Origin of the sequence: Burkholderia sp. LS-044 (assembly GCF_004803625.1) — a bacterium.
GTDB lineage: Bacteria > Pseudomonadota > Gammaproteobacteria > Burkholderiales > Burkholderiaceae > Burkholderia > Burkholderia cepacia.
Genome location: NZ_SSWO01000007.1, coordinates 246,445 through 266,861, shown reverse-complemented (window position 1 = coordinate 266,861; position 20,417 = coordinate 246,445). Strand labels below are relative to the sequence as shown.

Sequence of the window (20,417 nt, the reverse complement as noted above, 5' to 3'; positions counted from 1 at the left end):
GCTTCGGTCAGATTTGCGGCAGATCGCGCAACGTGCGCGATTCGTTCGTGGCATCGATGTCGAGCTCGATGCCTTCCGATGCATCGCGATACAGCACGCGTTTGAGCCGGGGCCCGATCGCGGTGGCGTCCGATGCCGAAAAGATTGCGCGGACATCGTTGCCGGACGCGAGCGCGCGCGCCACGTCCGCCACCGGCGCCTCGCTCGGCGTCGCCGCCCACGACCGGTCGGACGGATTCACGGCCGCCCAGCGCACGTGCGTCACGCGCGCGCTGAGCGGATCGATTCGCACACCATTCACCGCAAACATCGACATCGGCATCTCCTTCGAATATTTTTGCGGCCCGCCGTACCGATGCACGGTCACGGACGGCCCCAGATCTCGCAGACGTTTCCCGCCGGGTCCGCCACGGAAATCGCAACCGTGCCGTCGCCGTAGTCCCACTCGTTCAGGATGCCGGCGCGGCACGACTCGAGCCGTGCGACGGCTTCCGACACATGCGCGACTTCGACGGCCAGCGCAATGCCATGGCCGGTCGGTCGAAACTCCGGATACGGAAACTTGCCGCCGCTGCCGGTGTGAACGGTCAGCGTTGCTCCGCCCATCACAAAGCGGTGCCACGGATTCCCCGCGGCCGACACGCCTTCGGAGTGAACCGGCAGCGCAAGCGCCAGACGGTAGAAATCCACCACCGCCCGAAAGCGATCGTCTTCGACCGGCACCAGGATGCCCAGACTCGCGATCATGTGCACCCCTCCGGTCAACGCGATTTTCGATGATACATTGGGACGCTTTACAACCGTCAACAGACAATCGTGCACGGGAGAAACACATGACCGACGCCTGGGGAACCTTCCCTGCCAGAATGGGCGACCATCAGGCTTTCATCAGCTTCAACCACGACTTTGCGGAAATCACGGAAGGCGATCCGCGCACGTCGCTGCTCAGCGTGCGCGTCCCCTTTGCGCATCCGACGCCGGAAGGCCTGCCGACCGGCGACGAATTCGCCGACCTCGCGAAGATCGAGGACCTGCTGGACGCCACGATCACGGCGAAAGGTGGTGTGCAGGTCGGCCGCATCACCGTCGACGGCCATCGGGATTTCCTTTTCTACGTATCGCTCGACGAAGAAGCCGCGGCGGAGATCATCGACGCGCTGGCCGATCAGACGACCTACGCGTTGCAGTACGCGCACCAGGACGATCCGGACAAGGAAGCGTACTGGCAGACGCTCTACCCGACCGACGACGACCGGCAGATCATGCGCGACATGCGCGTGCTGGACGAACTGCGGAAGAAAGGCGACGCCGGCGATGTCAGCCGGCGCGTGATGCACTGGGCGTACTTCCCCGACCAGAGCGACGCGCATCAGTTCGCGGACTGGGCCGAAGCGAAAGGCTATCCGGTCGAATCGGTCGCCCCCACCGAGGACGGCAAGTCGGCCGTACGGTTCTCGCACGAGGGCACCATGGCACTGGCCGACATCACGCGCCATACGGTCGCGATCAATCGCGAGGTACATTCGTTCGGAGGGGAATACGACGGATGGGAAACCAGCGTCGAACAGGCTGGCCGAGCGGGTTGACCTGCCCGCCGCAAGCGACGTGATGCAACGCATCCGGCGCAAAAAACATCCCGGCGGCATTGATGCGCGCCGCCGGGACCAAGGCATCACCGGCCGAAACCGGCGATGGGCCTGAGGGTTCGCTCAGGCACGAGGAAAGCGATACGTGCGGACCGGGCGATCGAATGCAGGGACACGCAACCGGTGCGATTGCGCTGCCCGCCGAACGCCTGTCCGGTTCCGCCGACGCGGCCTTGCGGCGTCGGACGGGCAAAAAGCCCCCGCTCCTGCGCGAGCGAGCGGGGAAATGGTTGACCGGGCCGGGGAAGAACGGTCAACCGGCCAGATTGTGAGCGCCGGCCGCGCAACGATCTGTGCGGCAACTCACCATTTGGTGACAATGCCGCGGCAACCGGCACGCTCGCGTGCCGCGCGGATCGCGTCACGGCCCGAGCGCGACGCCCGCGACCGGCGCGAGCAACACCACGATGACAGGCGACAGCACCACCGCCCCGATCATCATCACGCCGTCGGCCGCGAGCGTGACGGGGGTCGCGAGCACGCGCACGGCCTTGCCCGCCGTGGTGATGCGATCGGTGACGTCGATCTTGTACGAATGCGCAAACGACGACCACGTCTTGCCCTGTGCAAAACCATCGGCCAGATAACGCGAACCGGCCAGTTCACCCTTCATCTCCAGATCCCTGCTCCCGCGCATCGTGAAACCGTCCTCCAGCGCGCGGTCCCAGCCCTCGTCGGTCATATCGGCGCGACGGAGCCGGAGCCGGAACTTGCCCGAGATCTTGCTGCCCTGCGCGACGAATTCATAGAGCGACGCGTTGATCGACTTGCGGTAGGGCGATGCCAGCACGGCACCGAGATGCTCGGGCATATCGAAGATGTAGTGATATTTCTCGCCGAGCACGACGAATTTCTTGCCGTCCTCGCTGACGAGAAATCGGTCGACCGTCTCTTCATATCGGCCATCTTCGAACAGCATTGCCGTGCAGCCTGTCAGGCCGGCGGCGACGACGATCGCGCCCGCCGTCAGCAGCGCTCTTCTTTTCATGTCTGGAATTTGATCTTGTTTTAATGCAAGCGGATATTTTCAGGCCCGGGGCAAGTCTCCGGTAAGTCGCGGCTGCTGTCAAAGCAGGTTTATTCTATTTTTCCGATCGACACGATTCAGGCTTCATTTTTTCTGCATCTTTTTTTGAAACCATGTTTCGCGAACACAAGAGCCCGCATCATGACAGCCGGGTTTCGTCCTCATACCGGTCAGCTGAAAAGCCATTCGGCAACCATCTCGATCCAGTCGAGATCGCTGGCGATGTCGATGACGGTTTCGCCGACGATTTCGGCAGTCGATGTGGTCGATGTCGTTGACGCGTTCGATGCAGTCGATGCGCCCGTCACCAACGCGCCGGCAACGACCATATTCGCCTTCGCCATTTCCGCGGAAGCGCCCAATCCCGGAGCGGCCAGCCGCTCCAGCCAGTCGACGATATTGGCACGCGCATCCTCTTCATCCGCGAAATCATTCCGCTCGAGATAGCGGTCGAATACGGTCCACGCAAGTGTCTTGCTTCGCGAAGCGGATTCGAGATGCCAATCGACAACGCCCGTCCGACCGGACTCCCTGACTTCGAGCGTCGCGGTGAAACAGTAATCGAGATATTCGATCTCAAGTTTCGACGACATGGTTTTCTCCGGTCAATCCGCCCTCTCTGTTCTTGTGATCATCCGGGCTTGCCGGGTTTCGCGACACAGTGTGAATTCTGCATGAAATTCGCGCGACGGATCATTCCCGCTGGCGGGATCACGATATTCTCATAACCTGTCGATAACGATCGCCGACACATGACTGTACTTGATTTGCCCACCATTCCCCTCGGCGCTTTCCTGTACCGGGTATTGCCCTGCTTCGCCATCGCAATCGCACTGCTAAACTCCGGCCAAGACGGCCGCTTGCAATACCAGAGGAAAAAATGGCACTCGCCCGCGCACAACAAAATGGCGTAGAGGTCTGGATTGTCCAGCTTCCCGGGCACACTCCGTATGCCCATACGCACCTCAAGCGGGTATTCTCGTGCGACGATACGCGACACAGGGTCGTGACGATCGACCTGCCGAAACTGCTGGCATGTGCCGACCGGGACACGACGGACTACGTGTTGCCGCCTGTTCTTTACTGGGCCCCAGGAAAAGCCGCGGGCATTCGCGAATTCCTCGATCCTGAACAGGACAGGATTCCGGACATGCCGTACATCACGTTTCGCGAGACGAGAACACGAACGCTGCTCGGCATCCCCGGGCTGTCGAAGGTCGGCGTCGCATCGTTCCGGAACGGCCAGCATCGCGCGCGCTATCTTGCCTATGCAGGTGCAACGACCCTGCCCGTCGAAGTGCACGAGACGGAAGCCGATTTGCTCGTGCGGTACTGCGGCGTGTCACCGTGAAGTACGTTCGGCTTTCGCCCGGCGATGGCCGCACATCATGCGGCCGTTCGCTCGAATGTGGCCAGGTGGCTAGGCCTGTATCGCGTAGATCCGGTCGGTGACTTCCGTCTGGCCGATGCGGCTCGTTTCGATACCCGCCAGTTGCCATCCGTTGTGCTCGTAGAAACCGATCGCGCGCTCGTTGCCCGCCAATACCTTCAGATGGACCTGGTGCACGCCGAGCGTTCGCGCCCATGCACGGACGGCTTCGATCATGTGCTTGCCCGTGCCGCTTCCGTGATGCGAAGGATGGACGTGCAGGCAGTCGAGCAGCACGCCCAGCGCCGGATCGACGGGGCGCTCGGCACTGACGAACCCCACGGGCTCGCCGTCCGCCTCGGCGATCAGCACCAGGCCCCGCTCGTTTTCGTTGCGATCGAAATATTGCCGCCACCGGGTCGCGTGTTCCGTCGGCACCTCGTCGGACAGGTAGGTCGCCGGCAAGATATGGCTGTATGCAGTTTGCCAGCTCAGCGTGTGCAGGCGGGCGATGTGCCGTGCGTCTTGCGCTGTCGCGGCACGCAGCGTGGCACGGGTTTCCGGCATCGGTCGTTACTCCTTCCACTTGTTCTCTTGATCGGAACGTCTCGCCGCGAAATATACCGCGTGGAGGCGCGCAAGGCTCAATGTCGCCACGCGCAGGTTATCGTCGCGTACCTTGCAAGCGCCGTCGCCGCACGTTGGCTCGTGATGTTTGCAGGCGTTCGCCTCCGTCACGCCTGACGCGATCGCGTCAGCAGTTGTCTGCCGGACGCCATGCAGGGTTCGTGCACCGCTGCAGTTCGTTGCCAAAACAACGAGGCACAGGCAAAAAAAATCCCGACACTGTCATTGGCTGTCGGGATCGAACGGCCCTGCAAAGCATGAGGGCACGAGGAAGTCGATACGTTACACCAATGTAAGACTGTTGCGCGCTGTCGGCTCGCGCCAAGTCCCTGTCTCATTCCGCCATAAACGAAAAAAGCCTGCTCACGCGAAACGCGAGCAGGCAAGAAAACGGATCAGCATTCGAGGCACGAGGGCTGTCCAGGAAAGATAACGGCACCGGGAGCGAGAACCTTAGTCGAAAAAGGAAATTGCGCAACATCACGTCGACTGAATACGGCCATACAATCTCGCATCGACGATGGATTGACGAATACCGGCGGCACTGTGGCGATATCCTGTCCAATCGGCCATGTATGGCAAACTTCGGCTCCGAATCGACGCAGCGCGCACTCTTTACCGCAGGGGAATCATGTACGTCTTGATCTATATCGCAGCGGTCGCCGTCGCCAACCTGATGGTCGCTCATTTCGGGCCGGCTGCAACACCGATCATCGCGTTCCTGCTGATCGGCCTCGATCTCGCGATTCGAGACCGGCTCCACCTCGATTGGCGAGGCCGCGCGCTTTGGTCGCGAATGTTTGCGTTGATCGCGGCCGCCGGTGTCGTCAGTTATGCACTCAATCCCGCCGCCAAGGAAATCGCCGTCGCGTCCCTGATGGCGTTCGGTTCGGCAGCCGTGGCGAGCACAGTCGTGTTTCAACTCGCACGTCGCTTTCCGATACTGGCGCGCGCAAACGGCGCGAACGTCGCGGGTGCGGCTGTCGACTCCATCATCTTTCCGCTTATTGCGTTCGGGGCCGTGTTTCCGACGATCGCCGCGTTGCAGTTCGTCGCCAAGGTGGCTGGCGGCGCCTTGTGGTCGTGGGTGGTGTTTCGAAACACTCGATCGGTTCAGGCGGGAATCGCGAGCAATGTGGTCGATCGGTGAGGACGGGTTTGCTTTTCGCGGCATTCGCTACGTTCGAATGCGCGTCTGACCAGACGCCCAAAAACAACAATCCCACTCGGTCGCACCATACCCCATCGCCATGCGCTTGCCGTCCGAATAGCGGCGACGACGTTTTGATAGATGAAGGCCGAAGCGCATCCAGCATCTTCCGCCAGCTTCAGCGCCTGACTCACCCGCTCAAGAAAGGGAAACAGCGCGGTGACGTTGCGAGGAGAACGCGGATCGGAACCTATCGGGCGGGAACCCTGGCCAAGCGTCTTACAAGCAGTGCTGCAAGCACCTCCAGCTGATACACGATCGCCACGACGTTGCACGCGATGAGGGCAAAGTCACCAAAATCCACCGGGTGCATGTGATAACCGATTCGGTGGTTATCGATGATTTTTTCGAACGAGGCAATGGCCGACGGCAAGCTGACGACGCTCCCGCAGATCAACAGAACGCTGACTCCCGCAACGTGTTTGATTCGCGCCTTTTGCGGCAAAACGCAAGTTGCGAGAAGCAAGCCGATGCCGCCTGCGGTGGAAAAAAGAAAAGACCACGCTATAGGCCAATCCACGGTCCAATCCAGCAAAAAATGGATAAACACAAGCCACGACAAGATCAGCAGGGGCATCGCCGGCGCGACTCCAGCGAACAGATAAAACGACGCCCTCACCACCCCGAGAGTCGTCATGACCGTAATCTTTGGCCTTGAATCGGTTTGCCGTTCCGTTGTCTGTGCAACGGGTTTACTCTTTGACTGCATGGATTCCCCGAGAAGCCTCGAATTCCAAATCCTGTGGAGCCCATCAATTTACCGTAGAACGCCGCTCCGCCAATAGCGCGCGCAAAACGCAACCGGAAATTTGACCGCCCGCTCCTTTCGGCGCATTGGCGCGGCTGCGTTCATTCACTCGGATTCCCGGCACCGCAATTTTCGACTGCACGAAGTACGACACTCGGCATGTCTACGCGATCGCGATACCGTTGGCCGGAATGACCCGCTCGTGTGAGCGATACAGCTCAAGCACGACACCGAGTTGTTCCCGACTGGATGCGCAAAATGGAGGATGGCGAGCAGAACGCTCTGGAGGGGGACGACGAGAGCTCGAATCGACGCTATTGCGACGATTGCCTCCCGCAAAGCAAAACAGGCGCCTAGGCGCCTGTTTTGTTAATGCATTCGGTGGGGTGGCTGATGGGACTCGAACCCACGACGACAGGAATCACAATCCTTATACAATTTCCTTATATTTCATGGCGTTAGGCAAGAACATTGGAATATATGGTGTCGCGAGAGCCTTGTTTGGCGCGGCGAAAATCCCTCATCTTCCAGAGAAATCCGCCTCATCCCGCTGCCGTCGACTCAGTCGCGGTGTTTTCCCCTGGGTTAAAGCCGAGGCACAGCATGCGCGGTCTCGACGTTTGACGGCGCCGCCCGCATCGCCCCCTATCTTCAAAGCAATGCTGGGACCCAGAAAAACAAAGAAGCCCGCTCAAAGCGGGCCTCAGTCCAGCAACCTATTTCGAACGTTCCCAAGCGCTGTACACGTCGCCATCGTTTCGCTTACCGACGACAAGAACCTCGACACTATTGTCATCGAACGAATAAATGACGCGATATTCCCCGACATCGAGTCGCCGTTCACCGCGGGGGGCACCCCGAAGCTTCTGACTGTCGTGTGGCTCGGGATTCGACAAAAGCGCGAGAATCGCCGAGACAACTTGACGATACTGCTTTGCGTCAAGTTTGCTGATGGCCTTGAGGGCCTGTTTTGTTGGTTTCAGGTTCATCTATGGTGTTCCTATGTACCGCAAGGAACGCCTTGACCTCTTCATCACTCGCGAAACCTTCCGCGCGAGCAGCGTCAGCTCGTAGCAGCCAGAGTTGATCCTCGAGCTCTTGGAGTCGCTCGCGCATTCCATCGAAATCCCTTTTCGACACAACATACGCAGTCAAGCGGTCGTGACGAGTGATGCCAACAGGATGCCCGAGTGCTTCATCCAAGACCTCGCCGAAGCGAGTCTTAGCGTCCCTCGCGCTGAAAGTCACGAGGGATTCATACGACATTGCCTTCTCCTTGTTTACCTATCGGTTCGGCTATTGACTGATAGGGTGGCCGCGAAGCGAGTTGTCGCTTCTTTAACAGCCCCGTTCGCCTGGTTCATTCCCCGCAATGAGCGACGGTGATCACATCATAGCACATTAACCATAAAAGTTCAAAGTGGTCATTTTGATCTAAATTAGTCCAGTCGGACCATCGGAGTAAGGCTCCGCCGCCATGTCCTCCGCCGGATACGGTTGCAGCATCGCGCGCGCGGCCTCGATGTTCGACGTCGTCAGCCATTCCTCCCAGTCGTCCGGGTGCAGGATCACGACAGCCCGCTTCTCGTCGTCTGGCTTGTGCATCCGAGAAAAAATCGGGTGCCCATCCCCGTTGACCGTGATCATCGACATCGTGTGATGCTCAGCCCCGTCCGGGCTCGTCAGCGTCCGCCAGATGCCGGCGACGCACATCGTTCGCCAGTCGGTCAACCCGATCCGGTGCCACACGTTCTTCCCCGTCTCGTAGCACGGCTCGTAGATCCAGTCGGCCGGGATCAGGCAGCGGCGCCCGGCGCGCCAGGCCGGCCCGTACAACGGTGACTTCCCAAGGTTGTCGTCGCGCACGTTCATGGTGCTGCGCATGATCGGCGGTTTCCGGCCCTGCTCCTTCGCCTTTTCGATGTTGGCCTTCTGCAGCGCTCGCGGCCAGAAGCCGAAGCCGGCCGCCAATGGTCTGAGCTTTCCGTCGACATTCGCGACGATCGGCGCGAGGTAGTCCTGGTAGATCTCCGGCTTCCACGGGAAGTCGCGGTACAGGTCGCTGAACGGCTCGATCCTCAGTTCGCGGATCTCGTAGTCCTCGTGCGGCGCTCGGTAGTTTGTACACATCGCCCGTCCCCATTTTTCCGGCCTTGACTAGGGTAGCTTATCGCGAAATATACTGTGTTTTTATACAGTGGTGATGACGTGATCAAGCCGGAGTGGGCTTACATCTGGGAGTACGGGTTCCAAGGCGACAAGACGCGCCGAAGGACGCCTATCGAGCTCACGAAGCAGGAATTTGAACTGTGGATCGATCAGGACGAGCGGTCGACGTTCCTGAGCTCGTGCACGCCAATCGAGGCCACCCGAATTGATCGCAACCGCGTGCCGCTCACGGATCCACGCTTCAAGCTGAAGTCTAAGATGCCGGAATTTGATGCCCCGTCCGATGCTGAGCTGCGGGCCCTGTGGCGCGAGTACACCGACCTTCAGGTGCGCTGGCTGATCCTCGAGATTCTTGCTCTTCGAAAATCGCTGGACAGGGTTCAGGAGTGGTTCGACTACGTCGACAAGAACATCCCCGACCGCGGGGAGCTGAGTGGTGGGAATGGAAAATTTCAGGAGCTGCGCCACCTTCTCCGGAAGGAAAAGGGGCGCGCTGGGATGATGTGACGCGCGGCAGCCATGGCTGCGAGCTCGTCAAATGTGGAAGGTTTCAGCGCGCGGCAGCCGTCAAGGCGTCGTAGTCGCGCTCACATTGCTGGCCGGCGATACGGGCGCGGTCAGCGTACTCTGCCAAGTCGCCCGCGCGCTGGTCAGCGCGGCCGAGCACGTTGGCAAGCAGATCGAGGGCGTCGCCGGTTGCCGGGCCTCCGGTGGTAGCGGCGGGATGGCGGGCGGCGGCGACGAGCTGGTCGACACGCTGCTGCAGGCTGCCAGCGGCAGCACGAGCAGCAAAAGCATCCGCGAGCGCGGCCGTGCGTTGTTGGTTCGCATCGTTTGCGATCTCCTGTTGTGCCGCGGTGCGGCGTTGTTCCTCGGCGCGCGCAGCCGCGACGGCGTCGAGCTGCGCCTTCTGCGCGGCCACGACCGTCGCGCGCGCACCGTCGGCGTGGCCCTTGAGGTAGCCGCCGGCGAGGCCGACGGCACCCGCCACAATGATGGCCAGCCAAACACGTGGATCGAACCAGGTCATTTCGGCTCCTTCGCGTGCAGTTGCTTCAGCTCGTCCGGCGAGTAGACGAAGCCCGGCAGCAGGAACGCCTGCACGCTCCAGACGGGATCGCTTTCCTCGTGCCGGCCGTGATCCTTGCCCCGGTGATGGAGCGCACACAGCAGCAGTTGGTTGTAGGTCGAGTCGACGAACGCCTCCGGCCGCGCCGGATCGAACGCCTCCCAGTCAAAGCCCTGCGTCAGCCGGATCACGTCCCAGACCGGATGCTGGCGCGGGATGGGCACGATGCGCTGCAGCTTGTGGCTGAACATCGTGTCGACCTGGTTCAGCGCGACGCCGCGGATCCACTTCCAGTCAATTGCATGCGAGAACGCCCACTCGAAGAACCGGTGGTGCGACTCGACCGCCTGGTCGTCACCGCATACCGCGCAGACGTAGCCGCCGGCCGCTTTCATCGAGCGCTTGCTCGCGCGGAACGTTGCCGACTCGGTGCGCGGCTCGTGGTCTGGGTAGAACACGTCTTCGGACAGCGTCCGCCGCGTCTCGTGAGATTCCTCAACATCCATAAAACCTCCGGACAATAAAAAAGCCCCCGGGGATGCCGGGGGCCAGGTAACAACGTCGATTTCTATGCGGGGCACGTCGATCACATGCCCCGTCGAAGCGAAAATCCGAAACTTAGTCGCGATATCTCATTTGTGGCGGGAGTCCAATCGATTCGCGGAAGCGCACGAGCGCCTCGCCATCTTTCCGCTCCTCCTCGCGCGTCTTGTGCTGATTGCATACGCCGTTCGGAGTTACGTTGCCGATGCCGTTCATGCACTCGCCGTCGTCGTAAGACGAGCATGTCGAACAGGAGCGATCGCTCATCAGTGCTTCCCCTTTCTCTTCTTCGAGCCACCCGACAGAGACAACGTCACGCCGGCGAGTTGCTGTTGCGTCTCCTCTCCGTAAAGCATCGCGCGATTCCGTTCAATACGCTCGAAGTCGCGTTGCGTTGCCTCGCCTTTCAGGAGACGCCCAGAGAAGCTAGTCGTCTCGACTGCCTGTCGCTTTGTCATCGCAGGAAAACGTCGCACCCCCGCAAATTGGCTGAAGGCCCGATACGCGTTCGGGAGCGAAATATGCAACGACACCATCACATCAATCGCGTCATGCAACAGCGGCGCCCGATCCTTGACCGTCGACGGCTCTTCGTCACTGCCCTCATGCGACTCGGCAGTTCGACGGAAGTAGCAATCCTCCAGCTTCTCGAAAACGTCCCAAGCCTGATCGGTTTCGATCATCTTGGCATGCCGAGCAGCGCCGCGCTCCGTCCAAAGGATCAGGCTGCGCGTTTTCGGGGAAATTTGTGACTGACTAAAAGTCAGTCGCAAACTTTTCAGGTCATCGCCATTGAGCAGAAAGTAATGCTTCCCTTCTTCGAACCGTTCGGCATTTCGGCGATGGTTAGTCTGGATGTTGTTCGGCTCTACGCCGTACAGCTTCGCCAACAACTCGGTGGTGATGACGTTGGTTTCACGCCAGACGATAGCCGGTAGCGTCTCCGGCGTGACATCGCGTTTCGGCTTCATCAGTGCACCTCCCGGCTGACCGACAGGACGTCCGCGCAGCCCGCATCGAACAGATCTTCGGTGTTCTCGGCAACGAACTGGCCGAGCGCCGCCAGATCGACTGCGACCTTCGACGACTCACCTGCCGTGGCCTTGATCGCGATGAAGAGCGCGTGCATGTAACGGAGGTGGTTGTCCATCATGCTCGAAAGGTCGACCACGCGCCGTTCGAGCGGCCGGGATTGCTGAACCTTGTCATTGTTGGGTGCAGTGCTATCATGCGTCATGCTTATCCCCTGGTAGGGTGGGTTTGCATAAACTAGGTCAACATTACCTAGCCTCTAAGGCCCTGAACGTAATCCGCCAAGATCACGCGTTCGGGGCCTTTCCTTTTTCTGCTTCCAGACTTGCTGCCAGCCGAGCGTTTATCTCCGCGTTCATACTCCTGCGGTTCCGTGCCGCAATGACTTTCAGTTCGTCCCTCATTCCCGCTTTGTCGAACCGCACCATAAAGCTATCGGCGGTTCGACTCGGATACAAATTTCGGTTCATACTCACCTCACTCATGTCACCGTGACATGAGAACAATCATATGTCACGGTGACGCATCGAGCAAGCAATATTTAAGTCACCGTGACATCATTCCAAAAGAGTCACCGTGACGGTACCCTTTGCCCCATGAAAAAGCCCCAATCGCCCCCAGATCTCGCCCCTTCAACCGGACCTGTTGGTCGCGAGTCGGACAAGTTCATGCTTCGCTTCCCAGATGGCATGCGCGACCGTATCGCTGAGTCGGCCAAGAAAAATGGCCGCTCAATGAACGCGGAAATCGTGTCACGCCTTGATGTGTCGCTGAACTCGAGCGCCGACATCGTGTCGCAAAAGCTTCTGCGCGAAATTCGGCTCTATGAGGAGAAGCACGGCATCAACTTCGGAGAAGCCATCGAGCGACTGCTCTACGCCGGATTGCAGCCTGATGCGCCTAGTGTCGTTGTGCTTCACGTCGATTCCGCTTTAGAAATCAGCAAGCTTGCGTCCTTCCTCGATCTGATCGTGAAAAAGACGCCGAAGGGCAGCGTTGTCGCCGTTGAGCCGCCAGAAGGCGGAACTCGACAGCCGTAATCAAAGACCTCTTTCACACAGCGCGCGCTCTTCAGCACGACGCTTCACCAAACCCGGCAGCACCCGACCACCAGCCGTCACCCACTGCGGCCGGCCGTTGTCCGCCTCGTTCATCGCGCGGCACGCGCCCTTCCAGTCGCCCGCGTTGAACCGCTTGGCCGTCGTGCTGCCGCAGTACGCGCCCGCGCCGACGTTGTAGGCGAAGCTGACCGCCGCCGCGAGCTGGTACGTGTGCCCCTTCAGGACGGGCGTGCACTTCAGGACCGGCTCGGCGTGCTCGATCAGCCGCTGCTCGAGGCGCGCGTGGCACTCCGCCGGCGTGAATCGCTGCCCGGCGTGCACATCCTTCGTGTCGCCGTTGCACGCCGTGACGATCCCGATCGGATCGGGCCGCGCGACGAGCTCGAGCCCCTCGAATTTCGGGACCATGGAAAAAAGAAGGGCTGCCGCAGCAGCCCCTACAACGCTGGCAAGCGTCTTCTTCGGAACGTTAACCATCGAGCAATGCCCTCTTCCCTTTGTTCTTGACCAGGTAGTACGCCTGCAGCCCTATGTACGCGATGGTCGCGACGGCTACCCACCAGTTGATGTCGTGGCTCGTAAGCCATAACCAGAGATTGCCGCCAACCGCCGGCACAGCCTTTGCTGCGCTCGCAACGACCTCGCTCTTCATCGAGCCCCCGTAATGAAAAAGCCGCCCCGAAGGCGGCTGGTTACAAACCTTGATCTTGTCTCGCCCGTTCTGGGCATCTACCACTCGAGGTAAAACATGAAAATGAACTTGGCCGCGCTCGCCGCGGGGATCGCGCTCGCCTGTGCATTGTCAGCATGCGGCGGCGGCGATGGGGACGCGAGTAGCCCCATTCCGCATGCGAAGGCCGACACCATCCCGGCGTTGATCGACGTCTTCGGCGACAGCACATCGAAGGGCGTACAAACTATCGGTGGTCGACTATTCAACACTGCGGACAGCGAACCTGCGATCCTGCAGAACATGCTTCAGGCGCGATTCGGGGCCGGCGCAATCGTCAACAACCAAGGCGTCGGCGGAACGGAAGCCGCGCAATTGCTCAATGGCACCGATGGAGTTCACCCGCCGTTCGACCAGGTGATGGCTGCAAGCAAGGCGAAGATCGTCGTCTTCAATTTCGCACTCAATGCCAGCTACTACGCATCGAAGCCGACGGAAGGCATCCCCATAGAAACAGTCGATACTTACTGGGCCAACATGTCGCAGCTCTGCCAGATCGCGCGCAAGTACGGCAAGATCTGCGTTTTCGAAGAGCCCAATCCGGTCAACGGCGTTCAAAATCCGAACGCGCCGATCTACGGATATGTCTCCGTGCTCCGGCAACTCGCAGCGCAACTGAATGCACCACTCATCGCGCAATTCGATCAATTCCAGACGCTTCCGAATTGGATGGCGTGGCTAAGCGAAGACCAGACGCATCCGACGGATGCGGGATATGCATACAAGGCGGCAAATACGGAGGCGGTGTTGCGGCCGATTGTGGCGGGTCTACTGGGAGCCCGCTAAAGCCTTGTGTGAGAGAATCCCGAATCCCAAAGAAAGAGCGCATTGTGCGGATACTCTCACTACAGGCCCTGCGCGCAGTCGGCGCCATCGCGGTCGTTCTCTATCATGCCGGAACGCTTGGCGCAGGGATCAATCTGCGTGTGGGCGCTACCGGCGTCGATCTGTTCTTCATCATCAGCGGAGCGGTAATGTACCTTTCCGTCAATGACCAGACCAGTATGCTCAGTTTCCTCTGGGCGAGATTTACACGAGTTGTCCCGCTGTACTGGATCGGAACCATCGGAGCGGTGGGAGTCTATATCGCCAAATCAGGGCATTTCCCACCGATCTTCGATATTGTTACGTCCGCCCTCTTTCTGCCGTCCGAGCACTTTGGTGACTTCCCGATTCTCTATCCGGGCTGGTCGCTTAATTACGAAATCTTCTTCTACGCGCTAATTGCGGTCCTGCTTATGTTCGGCTCAAGCGCCATGGGCCTTGCGGCAACTACCACGCTGGCGCTCGGCACATTGCATGAATCGGTGCAAGCTCCTTATGCTGAATACTACTGTCAACCAGTAATGATCGAGTTCGCAGCGGGCATCCTGATCGGCATGGCAATACGTGCCAGGCTCACCCCAAGCCGTGGCGTATCGCTAATGCTGATCTGCGTCGGGATCGCGCTGCTTACTCTTCACTCGCCTGAGTCGAAAATCAACGCAGCTATCGGTTGGGGTGTTCCGTGGGCCATGATTCTTGTCGGCTCCATTGCCTTCGATTCATCCCTCCTTGTTCGATCGAAAGTCACCCAGTTGCTCGGAGCGGCGAGCTACTCGATATATCTCGCGCACCCGTTCGTAATTTGGGGCATCGAGGCGCTCACGCGGGATAGGAACAATCTCGTCTTCGCTGCCGCAGCGGCTCTGTCCATTCTTTCTGGCCTGATCGTACATCTCGCGATCGAGAAGCCGCTGCTATCGGGTCTGCGAAAATTTCAGCCCTTCAAGAAATTGAACGTTCCGGAGGGAAAGAGTGCGGCATAGGATGTCCACCGCTCATCGTCGCTATCCACGGTCCCTTGGTTCGGCCACACATCGGGGTCTTGAGGACACGAAAACGATGCGACGATCTTGTCCTCGGTGGCGTCTGAGAATGAGACATAAATTTCCATTTTTCACCTGTTCAGAACGTGTATTCGTATAGGCCGACCGTGAATGTCAGCGTTCCGCTTGATGCGGCCGCGATGTAATACAAGGTCTGCGGCGTGACGAGCGGGACGTGGGGGAATGACGTTGTTACCGATGATGCGTTCGTCGGCATCGTACCGCCTTGACCGACCGCACCAACCCCTCCCGACGAACCGGCAATGTTTGAAGAAAGACCCGCTGACGCAGTATTGCCAGAAATTGCCTGATAACCTCGGCATGTCTTCGCGTTCGGCGGCACTGCGCCGGCAACGGAGAATGAGATATAGCTCGCAGCGGACACCGTGGTGTTAAGTACAGTGAAGCCCGGCGTCGAAATCGTGCGGCCGAACTGGCTACCCACGTTGAGCAGACCGCCCGAAGTCGTCTGCCACACCGAAACGAGCGCCGATGCCATATAGCCGGACGGCATGTTCGCGCCCCCGTACACGTTGGGGGCCGCTGACGATGTTGCGTTCGTGGCCAGCAGCGCAGTCGCCTGCGTAGCCGGATTGTAGATCGCGTAGAGCGCCACAAAGCCCGACGCCGGCGCCGAACCGGTGTCCATGCCGCCCGCGCCAGTGGTTGCGAGGTTGATCGTCTTGTTGAAGTTGGCGATCCGGAATGCGGCGCCACCGAGCGCTGTTTCGACGACAACCTCGTCGGCGGTGAACGTCGCCGATGCGCTTGCCGATGTGACCGACATTGCGGCGTTGCGCATCGAGCCGACGACGGCGCCAACTGCCCGCTGAACAAACGCAGTCGTCGCAAGCTTGTTCGAATTATCGAATTGCGACGGCGTCGTTCCCAGAACCGTCGTGTAGCTTGACAAGTACCAAGCACCAGTATTGCTGACGAACTGAGCCTGCTCGCCCGCGTTCAGCGCAAACGTGTTCGACAAGCCTCCGCTCTGGTTGTTGATGTTCTCGGTTCCGTTCCCCTTAACGGTTATGCCGACCGGAGTCGCAATGGTGATTGTTGCGCCATTGGGAACGCCGGCGACGGGTGGCAAAGTTAGAGTTATGCCTGCGCCGTATGCCCAAAGAAATGCTCCGACGTGCCCGCCGTTCAATGATGCCGTCGCGTTGATACCTTGAATTCCCGAAAACGACTCACCGGCCTGCTTTACGAACGCCGTAGTCGCTAGCCTCGTGCTGTTGTCTCCAGCAGCAGCGGTCGTTCCAAACTGGTTGAGCAACTCCCCAGCCACGTCCCATTTCATGCTGCTTTCGTTAACCAGCTCGAAGAAACCGTACACACCAACAGCGAATGTGTAAGTGTCGGCTCCGCTAGTAGGAACATTCAATTGCCCCGGCTTATTTGCCGCAAGAACGGAAGCAATCGGCCCTGCGTACTTAAACACACGAATTGCTGCACCACCGGGAAAGGCGGTGGCATCCGGCAACGTCAACGTGCCGTTGCCGTCCCAAGTAATCATCGCCCCGATGTCAATGGCGCTTAGGGTAGCGTTGCCGACATATCCTCTCGCGGACCGATAATTACCGAGGGCTCGCTGCGTGAATGCCGTTGTCGCGAGCATCGTGCTGCTGTCGAACTGAGCCGGTGTTTGCGCAATGGGGCTGCGCGTATAGTGGCTTACGATGGTCCAGTTTGATCCATCGGAAACGAGTTCAACCGTCGCTCCGACGTCAATCAAAAACGTCGATGCTCCCATCGCTTGGTTGTAGATGTTCGCCGAGGGCGTCGCGATGGTGACCGACGTGCTGTTATTTGTGACGTTTGTGATCGTATACGTGAGATTGATAGTCGTCGGCGCAGGCAACGTGATTGTGGATGGCCCGCTTCCACCAGCCTGTATCCACGATCCCGTGTCGGAAGCCGCAAGGGTGCCGGACCCTACGACGTACTTTCGAGTTTGGAAATTCCCGCCGGCCCGCTGAACAAATGCAGTAGTCGCAAGTTTCGCGGTGTTGTCGAACTGCGGAGCCGTAATCCCGGCCGCGTTGATCGCTGCTTGCAAGTTCGCCAGGAGCGTCGCGATCGTGCCGTCGTCGACCGAGTTCTGGCCAGAAAAGTTGGCGGTGAACTGCGCGAGTACCGCCGCCATGATCGAGCTCTGGCGCCACACCTTGTTGAGCTGCGCCGACAGCGCGGTGCCGGACTGAAATCCCGACAGACGGGCCGCCAGCGCCGCGTACGTCGCCTGGTCGATAACGTTCGGGGAGCTGCCCCCACCGAACACGAGAAAGTCGTTCGTTGCCATCAATGCTCCGAGCATAAAAAAAGCCACCCGAAGGTGGCTTGCAGACAATGCGATAGGCGGTTAAACGGGCCTGCTCCAGGCTCCGACATCGAACCCGGCCACAAGCTGATTGCTCATGTCGAATCCGAACAGGGGTGATCCGTCGACGGACGTGACGACCGTGTAGTTGACCCGAACTCCTTCGGGTTTCAGGGGGATGTATCCGCCGGAAAGCAGCGCGAGAAACGTCGCCGGCGGGACCTTCCCGGCAATGCCGATCGTCATCGACATGTCCTGGTGGTCCTCGATGAACACGTGCGTGTCGGCGTCGAAGATACTGTTCAGGATCGCCGCGCTTTGCTCGAGCGTGCCGTCCCAGTGGTTCGCGCCGATCTTCGCGCGGATGACCAGCCGGTACGTGTCGTCGTCCAGTACGGTCAGCCCCGAATCTGGATCGAACGGTCCCTTCCAGGTGCCCTGGTCGAAGCCGAGGCCTGCGATGTCGAACGAGAAATAAACGCCTGTCAGCGGTGTACGGATCTTCCGCGACACTCCAACCCAGAGCCCGACGTCGTCCAGCTGGACGCCGACCGCGTTATCGAGGTCGAACCTGCCGGGCATGCTCTGCAGCACGCCCATCTGGTCTACGAGCGGCTGTACGAGCGCTTCGACGGTCGCCATGAACCGCGGCTTGTCGCTGTGCTCTGACGTGATCAGCGCGGTGTATTCGGTCAGGTCAGCCATCAGGTCACCACCAGAATCACGTTCGCCGGCGTGCACGATGCAGCCTCGTTGAACAGCAGCGCGACGTCCGGCGCGCCGGCGCCACGCGGACCAGAGAGCGTCAACCCGGACAGCTTGAACGTCACCCCGCCGCCTACACTATTCGCCGCGGTCAAAGCGTCGCCCCATTCGACGCTGCCGGACAGGCCGCCGCCGATCTGCACACCATTGATGTAGTCCGACACCGCCTGCTGTATCTGCTGACCCGCCTGCGTCGTATATCCGCCGAGCGCCTTGATCGTCACGGTCGCCCCGATCGGTGCGCCTGTCGGCCGGAAGAAGCTGATCGTGATCGGCCGGCCATAGATGTCCGCGACGACGATCGACGTCGTGCCGAACGTGCCAGCGCCTGGCGTCTTCTTCGCCGCGATCGCATTCGCGATCGCCGTCGCGTCGCCACCCTCGACGACGAGCGAAATCGAGTGCGACGGGATGCCGTTGGCGTCGGTCGCGCTGGTGTCGTTTTCGTAGGCGACGTACCGCGTGACGCCGGGCACGTTCGCCACTGCACCGATGATGCCGTCGAGAACCGTGAGCGATGGCAGCGCGGTCGACACCGTCTGCCGCTGCCGCAGCACCGGGTCCTTTTCGACTGGGGCGCCCTCGGCAGCATCCGCCGGGTTCGTCACCGACTGCCAGCCGAGCGCTGGCGTCGCGATCTGGTTGATCGTGCCGGCACGCGCGGACACGTCGCCGATCGACGCGCACGTGGCCGTCACCGTGATCGTGCCGCTCGGCGGGATCGTCACCGTAGCCGGCAGCAACCACTGCACGCCGTTGGTGTCCTTCGCCGCGCCGTTCGTGATCGTCTTGCCAGCCTGGCCGATCAGCACGAGGTCCGCGCTCGAGTACGACGCGACCTTCCGCGCGATCCCATTGATCTTGACGTTGCTCGAAAGCGCGTCGCCCTGCGCCGTCGCCGGGCTGAACGACCGGTAGATCGCGATCGCGACCGAGTTGACGTCGCTGATCGCCTTCGCGAACACGCCGAGCAGCTGGCCGTCCTGGCTGTCCGGCTCCAGGTACGTGTCGGCGCCGTAGATCGAGCGATACTGGTCCTGCAGAAACGCAAGCACGTCCGCGTACGTCGGCGCGGTAATGCCGTTCTCGTCGATGGTTGGTGCGAGAGTCGTGAGAGTCACAATGTCGCCTGTACCGTGGTGGTGCCGTAGATGGTGTTGATCGTCGCGGTAACCGTCAGCACGCGCGTCTCGGGATCAGCCGTACTCGAGTAGCTCGTGAGTTCGGTCACACCCTGTGTGGCGAGGATGCACGTGCGGATCGCCGCGTCGTACTTGCCGCTGGTGTACTTCCCGAGTACGTCGGTGTCCCATAGCATGCCGGCCGTCGTGTCGAGGAACCATTCACCGCGCAGCAGGCGCAGGCGTGTCAGCACGGCCTGCGCGACCGCCTCGGGCGTGTTCACGAGGAAGTCGGCCGGGCCTCCGCCGAAGACGTAGTCGCCGTCAGCGTCAAGTTTTCGGTATCGCATGGGAGTCTCAGTTGACCGGGCCGGTGTTGCCGCCCTGCGGATCGGAGTGCGTGTGCGTGTCGTCGACACGCTTGCCGTTCGCCGTGATCTGGCCGATCACGTTGAGGATGCCGTTGAACACCGCGGCGGCACCGCTTGCAGCGCTGCCGACCATGCCGCCGACGAACGTCAGCAGCCCGGTGATCGTCACGGCCGCCGAGAATGTCGACAGCGGCGCCACCACATCGAAACCGCCCGGCGCAACGATCTTCACCTTCTGCAGCGCCGGGTTCAGGTCGATATACGTCGCGCCGTCGTCGCTGCGCAGCTGCGTCGAGGTGCCGCTGACGCCGACGAGAGCGCGCGGTCGCGAACGAAAGCCGAGCAGCGCGAACCCGTCCGACAGGTCGTGCATGCGGAGCTCGGCTTGCTCCTGCACCCCGCCCGACTGCCACCACGCGTCGATGCACCGCGAGGCGAACACGACAAGGCACTCATCACCCTGCTTGACTGGGAACGTCAGCGTACAATTTCCGCCAGCTGGAAACTGGACCGGGCAGTCGACCAACAGCGGCAGTGCAACGCTCTGGATCGTGCCGTCGATGCCGCGCACCTGCGCTTTGATCGCCGGCTGCACGCTGCATGTCGGCGGCCGATCGGCGGCACTTTCGAACGACTGGATGATGCCGGGCAATGCTGTCCAGATGCCCGCGCGCACGCCGTCGAACGCTTCACGCAGTGCGACCTCCGGGTCGCCTACCCTTTCACGTCGATCCATGG

Annotated in this window: 27 protein-coding genes; 7 read left to right on the top strand and 20 right to left on the bottom strand. The window is 60.5% G+C overall.

Annotated elements, in window-relative coordinates; all coding sequences use genetic code 11:
* Positions 1 to 7 precede the first annotated feature (7 nt).
* Together E9536_RS20460 and E9536_RS20455 are read right to left on the bottom strand one after the other, a co-directional pair.
* A complete protein-coding gene (locus tag E9536_RS20460) occupies positions 8 to 316 on the bottom strand; it encodes a phosphatidylserine/phosphatidylglycerophosphate/cardiolipin synthase (RefSeq protein ID WP_048020799.1) in 309 nt (102 codons plus the stop codon).
* Positions 317 to 363: 47 nt separating this feature from the next.
* Entirely contained in the window at positions 364 to 807 is a 444-nt protein-coding gene (locus E9536_RS20455; RefSeq protein ID WP_136470504.1) for a VOC family protein, read from the bottom strand.
* A 26-nt stretch (positions 808 to 833) separates the two neighbouring features.
* Between E9536_RS20455 and E9536_RS20450 the strand changes: the two genes are divergently transcribed.
* Positions 834 to 1,586 (top strand): DUF695 domain-containing protein, encoded by a 753-nt coding sequence (locus E9536_RS20450; protein WP_136470503.1) that lies wholly within the window; start codon positions 834 to 836, stop codon positions 1,584 to 1,586.
* A gap of 421 nt (positions 1,587 to 2,007) precedes the next feature.
* On the opposite strand, the gene E9536_RS20445 is transcribed toward E9536_RS20450, so the two are convergent.
* Together E9536_RS20445 and E9536_RS20440 are read right to left on the bottom strand one after the other, a co-directional pair.
* The gene (locus tag E9536_RS20445) at positions 2,008 to 2,634 is read right to left on the bottom strand and encodes a hypothetical protein (protein ID WP_059700133.1); all 627 of its coding nucleotides are present in this window, start codon (positions 2,632 to 2,634) and stop codon (positions 2,008 to 2,010) included.
* Between the two features lie 209 nt (positions 2,635 to 2,843).
* Positions 2,844 to 3,266 (bottom strand): hypothetical protein, encoded by a 423-nt coding sequence (locus E9536_RS20440; RefSeq protein WP_136470502.1) that lies wholly within the window; start codon positions 3,264 to 3,266, stop codon positions 2,844 to 2,846.
* Positions 3,267 to 3,553: 287 nt separating this feature from the next.
* On the opposite strand from E9536_RS20440, the gene E9536_RS20435 reads away from it, so the two are divergent.
* Positions 3,554 to 4,024 carry a hypothetical protein gene (locus tag E9536_RS20435; protein ID WP_027787501.1) on the top strand — a complete coding sequence of 157 codons (471 nt, stop codon included), beginning with the start codon at positions 3,554 to 3,556 and terminating at the stop codon, positions 4,022 to 4,024.
* Positions 4,025 to 4,093: 69 nt separating this feature from the next.
* On the opposite strand, the gene E9536_RS20430 is transcribed toward E9536_RS20435, so the two are convergent.
* Positions 4,094 to 4,609 (bottom strand): GNAT family N-acetyltransferase, encoded by a 516-nt coding sequence (locus tag E9536_RS20430; protein WP_134255380.1) that lies wholly within the window; start codon positions 4,607 to 4,609, stop codon positions 4,094 to 4,096.
* A gap of 691 nt (positions 4,610 to 5,300) precedes the next feature.
* Here E9536_RS20430 and E9536_RS20425 point away from each other — a divergent pair.
* Positions 5,301 to 5,819, top strand: a complete 519-nt coding sequence (locus E9536_RS20425; protein WP_136470501.1) for a VUT family protein — start codon at positions 5,301 to 5,303, stop codon at positions 5,817 to 5,819.
* A 250-nt stretch (positions 5,820 to 6,069) separates the two neighbouring features.
* On the opposite strand, the gene E9536_RS20420 is transcribed toward E9536_RS20425, so the two are convergent.
* The 3 genes from E9536_RS20420 to E9536_RS20405 all read right to left on the bottom strand — a co-directional run bounded on the left by E9536_RS20420 (position 6,070) and on the right by E9536_RS20405 (position 8,757).
* Positions 6,070 to 6,516 carry a hypothetical protein gene (locus E9536_RS20420; protein WP_136470500.1) on the bottom strand — a complete coding sequence of 149 codons (447 nt, stop codon included), beginning with the start codon at positions 6,514 to 6,516 and terminating at the stop codon, positions 6,070 to 6,072.
* An 827-nt stretch (positions 6,517 to 7,343) separates the two neighbouring features.
* Positions 7,344 to 7,616 (bottom strand): type II toxin-antitoxin system RelE/ParE family toxin, encoded by a 273-nt coding sequence (locus E9536_RS20415; RefSeq protein ID WP_136470499.1) that lies wholly within the window; start codon positions 7,614 to 7,616, stop codon positions 7,344 to 7,346.
* A 445-nt stretch (positions 7,617 to 8,061) separates the two neighbouring features.
* Positions 8,062 to 8,757 carry an SOS response-associated peptidase family protein gene (locus E9536_RS20405; RefSeq protein ID WP_136470497.1) on the bottom strand — a complete coding sequence of 232 codons (696 nt, stop codon included), beginning with the start codon at positions 8,755 to 8,757 and terminating at the stop codon, positions 8,062 to 8,064.
* Between the two features lie 81 nt (positions 8,758 to 8,838).
* Here E9536_RS20405 and E9536_RS20400 point away from each other — a divergent pair, with 81 nt between their 5' ends.
* On the top strand, positions 8,839 to 9,303 hold the full coding sequence (locus tag E9536_RS20400) for a hypothetical protein (protein ID WP_247873480.1): 465 nt from the start codon (positions 8,839 to 8,841) through the stop codon (positions 9,301 to 9,303).
* Between the two features lie 43 nt (positions 9,304 to 9,346).
* Here E9536_RS20400 and E9536_RS20395 read toward each other — a convergent pair whose 3' ends face one another.
* From E9536_RS20395 to E9536_RS20375, 5 genes are all read right to left on the bottom strand, one after another.
* Positions 9,347 to 9,826: a DUF2514 family protein gene (locus E9536_RS20395; RefSeq protein ID WP_136470495.1), complete on the bottom strand. Its 480-nt coding sequence runs from the start codon at positions 9,824 to 9,826 to the stop codon at positions 9,347 to 9,349.
* Complete coding sequence (locus tag E9536_RS20390) at positions 9,823 to 10,371, bottom strand: hypothetical protein (RefSeq protein ID WP_136470494.1); 549 nt, start codon at positions 10,369 to 10,371, stop codon at positions 9,823 to 9,825. The genes E9536_RS20395 and E9536_RS20390 overlap by 4 nt, the downstream gene beginning before the upstream one ends.
* Positions 10,372 to 10,483: 112 nt before the next feature.
* A complete protein-coding gene (locus E9536_RS20385; protein ID WP_136470493.1) occupies positions 10,484 to 10,675 on the bottom strand; it encodes a hypothetical protein in 192 nt (63 codons plus the stop codon).
* Positions 10,675 to 11,379: an ORF6N domain-containing protein gene (locus E9536_RS20380; protein WP_136470492.1), complete on the bottom strand. Its 705-nt coding sequence runs from the start codon at positions 11,377 to 11,379 to the stop codon at positions 10,675 to 10,677. Before E9536_RS20380 ends, E9536_RS20385 begins: the two co-directional genes overlap by 1 nt.
* Positions 11,379 to 11,645, bottom strand: a complete 267-nt coding sequence (locus tag E9536_RS20375) for a hypothetical protein (RefSeq protein WP_136470491.1) — start codon at positions 11,643 to 11,645, stop codon at positions 11,379 to 11,381. Before E9536_RS20375 ends, E9536_RS20380 begins: the two co-directional genes overlap by 1 nt.
* Before the next feature lie 391 nt (positions 11,646 to 12,036).
* Here E9536_RS20375 and E9536_RS41855 point away from each other — a divergent pair, with 391 nt between their 5' ends.
* Positions 12,037 to 12,480: an Arc family DNA-binding protein gene (locus tag E9536_RS41855; RefSeq protein ID WP_211097475.1), complete on the top strand. Its 444-nt coding sequence runs from the start codon at positions 12,037 to 12,039 to the stop codon at positions 12,478 to 12,480.
* On the opposite strand, the gene E9536_RS20360 is transcribed toward E9536_RS41855, so the two are convergent.
* Together E9536_RS20360 and E9536_RS20355 are read right to left on the bottom strand one after the other, a co-directional pair.
* Positions 12,481 to 12,978, bottom strand: coding sequence for a lysozyme (locus E9536_RS20360; RefSeq protein WP_136470490.1), 498 nt, complete (start codon positions 12,976 to 12,978; stop codon positions 12,481 to 12,483).
* Positions 12,971 to 13,153 carry a hypothetical protein gene (locus tag E9536_RS20355; protein WP_027791743.1) on the bottom strand — a complete coding sequence of 61 codons (183 nt, stop codon included), beginning with the start codon at positions 13,151 to 13,153 and terminating at the stop codon, positions 12,971 to 12,973. Before E9536_RS20355 ends, E9536_RS20360 begins: the two co-directional genes overlap by 8 nt.
* A 96-nt stretch (positions 13,154 to 13,249) precedes the next feature.
* Here E9536_RS20355 and E9536_RS20350 point away from each other — a divergent pair, with 96 nt between their 5' ends.
* On the top strand, positions 13,250 to 14,017 hold the full coding sequence (locus tag E9536_RS20350; RefSeq protein ID WP_136470489.1) for an SGNH/GDSL hydrolase family protein: 768 nt from the start codon (positions 13,250 to 13,252) through the stop codon (positions 14,015 to 14,017).
* An 8-nt stretch (positions 14,018 to 14,025) separates the two neighbouring features.
* A complete protein-coding gene (locus tag E9536_RS20345; RefSeq protein ID WP_168799549.1) occupies positions 14,026 to 15,039 on the top strand; it encodes an acyltransferase in 1,014 nt (337 codons plus the stop codon).
* 139 nt (positions 15,040 to 15,178) lie between these two features.
* Here E9536_RS20345 and E9536_RS42140 read toward each other — a convergent pair whose 3' ends face one another.
* From E9536_RS42140 to E9536_RS20320, 5 genes are read right to left on the bottom strand one after another with little or no spacing between them, the layout of a single operon-like run.
* Entirely contained in the window at positions 15,179 to 17,404 is a 2,226-nt protein-coding gene (locus E9536_RS42140) for a hypothetical protein (RefSeq protein WP_247873474.1), read from the bottom strand.
* 60 nt (positions 17,405 to 17,464) lie between these two features.
* Complete coding sequence (locus E9536_RS20335) at positions 17,465 to 18,127, bottom strand: DUF2612 domain-containing protein (protein WP_136470487.1); 663 nt, start codon at positions 18,125 to 18,127, stop codon at positions 17,465 to 17,467.
* Positions 18,127 to 19,308, bottom strand: a complete 1,182-nt coding sequence (locus E9536_RS20330; protein ID WP_136470486.1) for a baseplate J/gp47 family protein — start codon at positions 19,306 to 19,308, stop codon at positions 18,127 to 18,129. The genes E9536_RS20335 and E9536_RS20330 overlap by 1 nt, the downstream gene beginning before the upstream one ends.
* Positions 19,305 to 19,658 carry a hypothetical protein gene (locus E9536_RS20325; RefSeq protein ID WP_136470485.1) on the bottom strand — a complete coding sequence of 118 codons (354 nt, stop codon included), beginning with the start codon at positions 19,656 to 19,658 and terminating at the stop codon, positions 19,305 to 19,307. Before E9536_RS20325 ends, E9536_RS20330 begins: the two co-directional genes overlap by 4 nt.
* A 7-nt stretch (positions 19,659 to 19,665) precedes the next feature.
* Positions 19,666 to 20,415, bottom strand: coding sequence for a Gp138 family membrane-puncturing spike protein (locus E9536_RS20320; RefSeq protein ID WP_136470484.1), 750 nt, complete (start codon positions 20,413 to 20,415; stop codon positions 19,666 to 19,668).
* Positions 20,416 to 20,417: the final 2 nt, after the last annotated feature.

Bases quoted from the DNA above. Each gene is read 5' to 3' on its own strand.
- E9536_RS20460 (WP_048020799.1), bottom strand. From the start codon at position 316: ATGTCGATGTTTGCGGTGAATGGTGTGCGAATCGATCCGCTCAGCGCG.
- E9536_RS20450 (WP_136470503.1), top strand. From the start codon at position 834: ATGACCGACGCCTGGGGAACCTTCCCTGCCAGAATGGGCGACCATCAG.
- E9536_RS20445 (WP_059700133.1), bottom strand. From the start codon at position 2,634: ATGAAAAGAAGAGCGCTGCTGACGGCGGGCGCGATCGTCGTCGCCGCC.
- E9536_RS20440 (WP_136470502.1), bottom strand. From the start codon at position 3,266: ATGTCGTCGAAACTTGAGATCGAATATCTCGATTACTGTTTCACCGCG.
- E9536_RS20435 (WP_027787501.1), top strand. From the start codon at position 3,554: ATGGCACTCGCCCGCGCACAACAAAATGGCGTAGAGGTCTGGATTGTC.
- E9536_RS20430 (WP_134255380.1), bottom strand. From the start codon at position 4,609: ATGCCGGAAACCCGTGCCACGCTGCGTGCCGCGACAGCGCAAGACGCA.
- E9536_RS20425 (WP_136470501.1), top strand. From the start codon at position 5,301: ATGTACGTCTTGATCTATATCGCAGCGGTCGCCGTCGCCAACCTGATG.
- E9536_RS20420 (WP_136470500.1), bottom strand. From the start codon at position 6,516: ATGACGACTCTCGGGGTGGTGAGGGCGTCGTTTTATCTGTTCGCTGGA.
- E9536_RS20415 (WP_136470499.1), bottom strand. From the start codon at position 7,616: ATGAACCTGAAACCAACAAAACAGGCCCTCAAGGCCATCAGCAAACTT.
- E9536_RS20405 (WP_136470497.1), bottom strand. From the start codon at position 8,757: ATGTGTACAAACTACCGAGCGCCGCACGAGGACTACGAGATCCGCGAA.
- E9536_RS20395 (WP_136470495.1), bottom strand. From the start codon at position 9,826: ATGACCTGGTTCGATCCACGTGTTTGGCTGGCCATCATTGTGGCGGGT.
- E9536_RS20390 (WP_136470494.1), bottom strand. From the start codon at position 10,371: ATGGATGTTGAGGAATCTCACGAGACGCGGCGGACGCTGTCCGAAGAC.
- E9536_RS20385 (WP_136470493.1), bottom strand. From the start codon at position 10,675: ATGAGCGATCGCTCCTGTTCGACATGCTCGTCTTACGACGACGGCGAG.
- E9536_RS20380 (WP_136470492.1), bottom strand. From the start codon at position 11,379: ATGAAGCCGAAACGCGATGTCACGCCGGAGACGCTACCGGCTATCGTC.
- E9536_RS20375 (WP_136470491.1), bottom strand. From the start codon at position 11,645: ATGACGCATGATAGCACTGCACCCAACAATGACAAGGTTCAGCAATCC.
- E9536_RS41855 (WP_211097475.1), top strand. From the start codon at position 12,037: ATGAAAAAGCCCCAATCGCCCCCAGATCTCGCCCCTTCAACCGGACCT.
- E9536_RS20360 (WP_136470490.1), bottom strand. From the start codon at position 12,978: ATGGTTAACGTTCCGAAGAAGACGCTTGCCAGCGTTGTAGGGGCTGCT.
- E9536_RS20355 (WP_027791743.1), bottom strand. From the start codon at position 13,153: ATGAAGAGCGAGGTCGTTGCGAGCGCAGCAAAGGCTGTGCCGGCGGTT.
- E9536_RS20350 (WP_136470489.1), top strand. From the start codon at position 13,250: ATGAAAATGAACTTGGCCGCGCTCGCCGCGGGGATCGCGCTCGCCTGT.
- E9536_RS42140 (WP_247873474.1), bottom strand. From the start codon at position 17,404: ATGGCAACGAACGACTTTCTCGTGTTCGGTGGGGGCAGCTCCCCGAAC.
- E9536_RS20335 (WP_136470487.1), bottom strand. From the start codon at position 18,127: ATGGCTGACCTGACCGAATACACCGCGCTGATCACGTCAGAGCACAGC.
- E9536_RS20325 (WP_136470485.1), bottom strand. From the start codon at position 19,658: ATGCGATACCGAAAACTTGACGCTGACGGCGACTACGTCTTCGGCGGA.
- E9536_RS20320 (WP_136470484.1), bottom strand. From the start codon at position 20,415: ATGGATCGACGTGAAAGGGTAGGCGACCCGGAGGTCGCACTGCGTGAA.